Below are 6,641 nucleotides of genomic sequence, written 5' to 3' on the forward strand. Positions count from 1 at the left end.
CCTAGTAGTTAATAAATTGTCAGTTTAGTCCGAGATCATTTAGTAGGATAGCAGTTGAATCCAGTGCTCATATTACTGCTTTAAGGGGGTGGAGGCAACAAGTGCAAGCCTTGCGGAGCTATTGGAGGCCACGGTCTTTGGGATTTGCAGTGGTCTTCTGGCCGGTGCTGTTGATGATCATAGTAGCTGTGGCCGCCTGGCTACCATTGCCGATTTGGGCAAGGGCAGCTACCATGGCTGGTGGCCTTGGGGGTATGGTGACCTGGAGCGTGCTAGGCTCCGTGCGCTTTCGGCGGAGCGCCAGTGAGATAGCCCAAGTGTTAAACCAGGCTGTGTACGGCGATGTCCAGGTACGGGTTAAGTACCGGGGCCAGGATGAAATGGGGCAACTTTCATGGGCGGTAAACCGAGTTTTGCGCTCATGGAATGATACCCTGTATAACATCATGGAAAGCACCTCCCAAGTGGTTGCCACTATTGGAGAGATATCTGCTGCTGCCCAACAGGCCTCGCAGGCAGTGTCAGAGGTAGCTCGCATTACCCAAGAAGTTGCCAGCCGGGCGGAAAGAGAGTCAGAGACGGTGGAACAAATTGCCGAGACCATAAAAGAAATGAGCATACAAATGGATAAGATCGCCGCTTCCGCCTCGGATATGGATACTTCCGCCCGCGAGACTTCCATTGCTAGCGATAGCGGAAAAAAGGCTGCTCAAGAAGCTTCGCAGCGCATACAGACCATTGAGGAATCAGTGTTGGTTCTAAGCCAAGCTCTAGATGAGCTAGGACAAGATTCTCTTCGAATTGGCGAAATTACTGAGGTAATAACCAGCATTGCCGATCAGACCAACCTTCTATCCCTCAACGCGGCTATTGAGGCGGCCAGAGCCGGGGATCAAGGGAGGGGGTTTGCAGTGGTGGCCGAGGAGGTGCGCAAACTGGCTGAGCAATCAGCCCATTCGGCCGAAAGCATTGGCCACCTGATTCGGGCTATCCAGGCTAAAACTGAGCGCTCGATTGATCTGATGAAAAAAAGTCGGGAGGAAGTCAAGCTGGGCGTGCAAGCAGTGCAACAGACCCAGGCCGTATTTCAGTCCATCGCCCAGTCCTTTCAAGCTATTGTCGAGCGAAGTCAAAAAGTGGCCGAGGCCACAGCTATTATGGTAGATCGTTCCCAGAGCCTGCGAGTGGCCATCAAGGAGCTGGCCGCTGGTGCCCACGAGAATAGTAATGGCGCCCAACAAGTAGCTGCTTCCACCGAGGAACAAAACGCTTCTTTGGAAGAAATCAGCGCCGCCGTGAGCGGCCTCAACAGTGTAGCTAACCAGTTAAAGGGGATGTTTCAGGTGTTTAAGGTGAGCCCACCTAAGAGCAAAGATCAGTGATGGATGAGGCATAGCCAAGAGCGCGCACTTGCACCGTAAGACAGCTGGCTGGGTAGCGCCTCCCAGAGAGCGCTGGCAGGAAGTAAAATACCATAGGAAGCTTCCTGTCAGTGCTTTTTAATGCCTTCTTTTTGTTATCTACTGTTGTCAGCATAACCTGCCTATACTATAATGGAACAGAGATATTTCGCATGCGAAGTATCCCCTGTGCATTAACCTTTGCTCAGCGTTATTAATGAGGGAGTCCTTTGTGCCGCTAGCTGGCGGCACCACGAACGAATACCAGGGTATCTGGGGGGGCTGGTCCGGAAGCGACATTAAGCCGAGCGGCTAAGCCACCTTAGCGACAGCGAGGGCGGAGGCGGGCCGGAGGGCAGGACGCCCGGAGCCGGCCACGGACATGGACGTCCGATTGGCCGGGAAGTCCGCCGAAGCCCGAGATGGAGCGCTAGGTGGGTCCGCGCAGGATTACGGAGCGGAGGGCCAGCCCCCAGGTTGGAAGTAAGTTATTTTCTGAAAGGGAAAGGTAGCTTAGGAGGGGCGATTAGTTTGCACAATCAGGATGAGCGCCTACGGCAGGCGGTGCGAATCCGGGAATTGCTACAGCGTATCCGGCAATTGAGCCGAGATATCCTTGCCGTCTACCTTGATCCTTATGGTCTTACTGTTCCCCAATTTATGGTGCTAGGAGAGCTGGTCCAGGACCCAGGCCTAACCTTGTCCCAGCTGGCCTCGCGGTTAGGGATGGCCAGGAGTACTATTTCGGGTATAGTGGATCGGCTAGAGGCGCAAGGGTTACTAACCCGTGAGCGCGACTCCCAAGACCGTCGCACCATCCATCTTGAATTGGGGAAAGGCATGAAGGACCTGAGTTCCAAGGTGCTGGCGATCCACAAGCAATACATGCACGACCTTGCTTCCAGGTTGTCGGCGGAGGAGATCGAGTCCATCATCACCGCCTTGGAGATTTTAAAAGAGGTTCTGACTTCCAATCTAGCGCAAATAAAGAGGGAGAGCTAAAAGGAGGAGGCCGCTGGTGGGTGTATTTGCATCGACGGTAAGAAGGCCAGTTACGGTACTTATGATTTGCTTGATCGTAGTCGTGTTGGGAGGTGTGGCCCTAACCCAATTACCTTTAGATCTGTTGCCAGATATCAACCTGCCGATGATTACGGTTTTGACTGGTTATCCTGGAGCTGGCCCGGCCGAGGTAGAGCGCAATGTCACTCGACCGATCGAAAAGGTCCTTGGCACCGTAAACCATGTCCGCAATGTAACCTCGGTATCCTCGGAGGGTATTTCTGCGGTAATGGTAGAGCTGGACTGGGGCACTGATATGGACTTTGCTGCCCTGGAGTTGCGCGAGCGCCTCGATCAGGTAAAGGACCAACTACCGAAAGAGGCCGACAGCCCGCGGTTATTTAAGCTTAACCCTAACCTGCTGCCGATTGCAGCCATTGGGGTAACTGGACCCAATGCCGACCTGCGGGATGTAGTTGACAAGAAGGTGGTTCCTCGCCTGCAACGGATAGAAGGGGTGGCCTCAGTCACAGTAAGCGGCGGAGCCGAGAAGGTTATCAAGATCACCATGGATCCAGAAGCTTTAAAGAAAAAGGGTCTATCCGTCAGCCAGGTAGTGCAGATGCTGCAAGCGCAGAATATGAATTTCCCGGTCGGCAAAATCAATACTGGACAGAGGGAGTTTACGGTTCGGGTCACGGGCGATATCAAGTCACTTGAGGAGATCAAAAACTTAGTTGTAGGTAGAGAGTTGCGCGAGGTCAAAATGTCTTTGCCGCAAATCCCATCGGTTCCCAATGTACCAGCCATGCCGTCTGTGCCCCAGCAACAGCCAGGCCAGCAGTTGCCTTCAGGCCAGGTACCAGCAGCACCTTCCAGCCAGCAACTGCCATCGGGGCAACAGCTTTCCGCTGGGCAGCAGTTGCCGCCGGGACAACAACCATCGGCTGGACAACAGCCCCTACCCGTTCCGAATCCGGGCGCCCCACTACCCTCTGGCCAGCCTGGCTCAGGCCAGCAGCTTTCGCCAGGTCAGCAGCCTGCCCCAGGTGGTCAGCCTGCACCAGGCCAGCAGCTGCCGTCGAACCTGCAACTGCCCCAGCTTTCCCAACAGTTGCCCAAGACCGGGACTTCTGGATCCAAGAGCATATCCTTGGGGATGAAAACCCCCACCGGGCCAGTTATACGGCTGAAGGACATCGCTACGGTCACGGAGGTCAATGATTATAGTGGCGGAGTTAGCCGATTGAACGGTGATGATGCCTTGCAGCTGGAAATTCAGAAGCGTCCGGCTGCCAATACGGTTAATGTGGTTCGAGCGGTAAAGGCGGAAATCGAGGCTCTGACCAGTAAAGGTGAGCTGCCATCGAACGTCAACATGGTGATAAGTTATGATCAGGGCAAGTATATAGAAAAGACTATTGGCAGCTTGGCTCGGGATGCTATTATTGGCGGTTTGTTTGCCATCCTAGTGGTGCTGCTGTTTCTGCGCAACCTCCCCAGCACTCTAACCATTGCGGTCTCTATACCCATGTCGGTTATTACCGCTCTAGTTTTAATGTATCTAGGGAAAATCAATCTGAACATGATTTCCCTTGGCGGATTAGCCTTGGTTATGGGCCGGCTCATCGACGATGCTATTGTGGTTTTTGAGAACATATTCCGGCATATGCAGGAGGGGCAGCCTCCAGCTGAGGCGGCAGTGATAGGGGTGCGGGAAGTAGCCATGCCGGTAACAGCATCGACCCTGACCACCATGGCTGTTTTCGTGCCCATCTACTTTGCTTCGGGGTTGGTGGGAGTGCTGTTTGATCAGATGGCGCTGACCGTTATATTTGCCCTTACTGCCTCTTTATTGGTAGCGCTGCTGGTTGTTCCCACCATTGCTGCGCGGTTCCGCCGAGTGCCGCCTGCCCAGAGGGATGCCCAGGGAGAGCTGGTACCGGGTGCCCTGGCTCGGTGGTACGGAGTAGCCATGCGTTGGGTGCTTGGGCACAAGGCGCTTAGCGCCGCAGTGGTAGTTGGCCTCTTTATCCTGTCGGCAGCCCAGATCCCCCGGATAGGTATGGACTTTATGCCACACATGGACCAGGGTAGCTTCATGATCAATGTGGAGATGCCGGCCGGAACGCCGCTTGACCAGACCAACCGGGTGGTCAGCGAATATGAAAAGGCATTACTCGCCATCCCGGAGGTGCAGAGCGTCAGCGCCAGCATCGGTGGGGGAGGCGGCACCCTTTCTTCCGTGGGGGGACTGCTCGGAGGGTCACAGTCGAGTAGCAACACTGGTACCATAATGGTGGAGCTCAAGGACAAGAGCCTTCGTGGCCGCAGTACTGATGAGATAATCGCCCAAGTACGTGGTAGTGTCATCCCCCCCAAGGCAGCCAAGGTGACCATGGGCGATTTTACCAGCGCCTTTCTTGGGGGTTCGCCCGTTCAGGTAAACATTTTTGGTCCCGACTTGAAGACCCTGAAGGAACTTGGAGACAAAGTGGCTGCCTCAATTCAAACGGTGCCTGGCGTGAGCAATGTTCAGACTGACTACCAGGAGACTCGGCCAGAAATCCAGATTACGGTGGACAAATACCAAGCTGCCAAGGAAGGCTTGACCCCGGCGCAAATTGCTGGGACCTTGCGACAAGCCCTTGCCGGCGATGCGGCTACTAAATTATGGGAGGCCGGTGGAGGCACCGAGACCGACATTATTCTCCAATATCAGCCGGAAAAGATAAATTCCGTAGCCAAGCTCAAAGACACCTACCTGATAAGTCCGCAGGGAAACAGCATTCGGCTGGGCGATATTGCCACTATCCAGGAAACTACTGGCCCAGTAGCTATAAACCGGGACCAAAACGATCGAGTGGTTCATGTTACTGCCGGCCTTTCGGGTCGGGCGCTGGACCAAGCCATGGCTGATGTTCAAAAGAAGCTGGATACGCTCAAGCTTCCCGATGGTTACTATATCACTACCGGTGGCGAGTTCCAGCAAATGACCGAGGCTACCAGAGCCTTGGGTTATGCCATGGTGCTAGGTATTGTTTTGGTATACATGATTATTGCCTCGCAATTTGAGTCGCTGCTACATCCCTTCACCATAATGTTTGCATTGCCCTTGGCGTTAATAGGCGTAGTGGCGGCTTTGCTTGTCAGCCACCGTACCATTGATATCATGGTTTTAGTAGGAGCGGTGTTGTTGGTAGGGATAGTAGTATCGAATTCCATAATCTTGGTTGACTTCATTAACGTTCTCAAACGTCGTGGTTTGCCTCGTACCGAGGCCATTGTCAGGGCGGGTATGATCCGATTGCGCCCGATCCTTATGACTGCCTTGACGACGCTGCTGGCACTGGTACCTCTGGCTTTCGCCCACGGGGAAGGGTCGGAGTTTCAGCAGCCCTTGGCCATTACTGTAATCGGCGGGTTGACAACTTCAACCCTGCTCACCCTGTTCATAGTGCCCCTTATTTACTATGGATTTGATGTGTTGGGGGAGAGGATAAGAGGAAAGGGGAGTCTACAAGCAACCCAGGCCAATGAAACCCATTGAGGAGATAGCCCAGAGAGATTGTTGCAGAAAATAGGTCAAACCTGCTTGCCTTTTTCTGCTCGCATGCTATAATAAAACTTGCAATTGGAAGTAACGAGCGGAAGTAGCTCAGTGGTAGAGCATCGGCTTCCCAAGCCGAGGGTCGCGGGTTCGAATCCCGTTTTCCGCTCCAGCGTTGAAAAATAAGCTTTTTCGGGCTTACGCCTCGGCCCTAAAGTGGGTAATAATTGGGGTAGGCCGAGGGTGATAAATCCGCCATGAGGAGCAGGTAGCGCTGCTCCTTCTATTATTCTATTCTTTTTTCTTTTTCTTTCATGGTCATACCCTCATCACTAAAAGCTTAAAAAGCCTAAAAGCAGTGGCAGGATTTCTAAAAAACAGAGCGTATACTAAGGTTAATCCATTGAGAATAATGGCGCCTCGCATTGGCGATATAACTACAAATCAGCTCATGGGGGGTCGGATTGCTGAGCTTCCCTAGGTAGTTGCCGGCGGGATCCTAGGCGTAATTCTAGTGGTGTTAACCTCTCCCCTGATAACTGCCGTAGCAACTCTTTTCATTCTGGGCCTGAAACTGCTGGTGTCTTGCTGGCTACGTTCGTGGACATCGCCCTCCTAATCTGTGCCGGGATCTTAGTTACCGAGCTGGGCATACCTTTCCTCTCTGTTGCTCCAGTAGCGTTTGCGAT

The 6,641-nt window shown here is 53.4% G+C and carries 3 protein-coding genes and 1 tRNA gene; all 4 read left to right on the forward strand.

The genetic code is table 11. From position 1 onward, the window contains the following. Positions 1 to 137: 137 nt before the first annotated feature. Positions 138 to 1,382, forward strand: a complete 1,245-nt coding sequence (locus tag H5U02_06520) for a methyl-accepting chemotaxis protein (protein ID MBC7342088.1) — start codon at positions 138 to 140, stop codon at positions 1,380 to 1,382. Between the two features lie 549 nt (positions 1,383 to 1,931). Beyond that, positions 1,932 to 2,402 (forward strand): MarR family transcriptional regulator, encoded by a 471-nt coding sequence (locus tag H5U02_06525; protein ID MBC7342089.1) that lies wholly within the window; start codon positions 1,932 to 1,934, stop codon positions 2,400 to 2,402. A 16-nt stretch (positions 2,403 to 2,418) separates the two neighbouring features. After that, positions 2,419 to 5,952 carry an efflux RND transporter permease subunit gene (locus tag H5U02_06530; GenBank protein MBC7342090.1) on the forward strand — a complete coding sequence of 1,178 codons (3,534 nt, stop codon included), beginning with the start codon at positions 2,419 to 2,421 and terminating at the stop codon, positions 5,950 to 5,952. Positions 5,953 to 6,049: 97 nt separating this feature from the next. Further along, positions 6,050 to 6,124, forward strand: a tRNA-Gly gene (locus tag H5U02_06535). Positions 6,125 to 6,641 lie beyond the last annotated feature (517 nt).

The sequence above is a fragment of the Clostridia bacterium genome (genome assembly GCA_014360065.1).
GTDB lineage: Bacteria > Bacillota > DSM-521 > Neomoorellales > JACIYF01 > JACIYF01.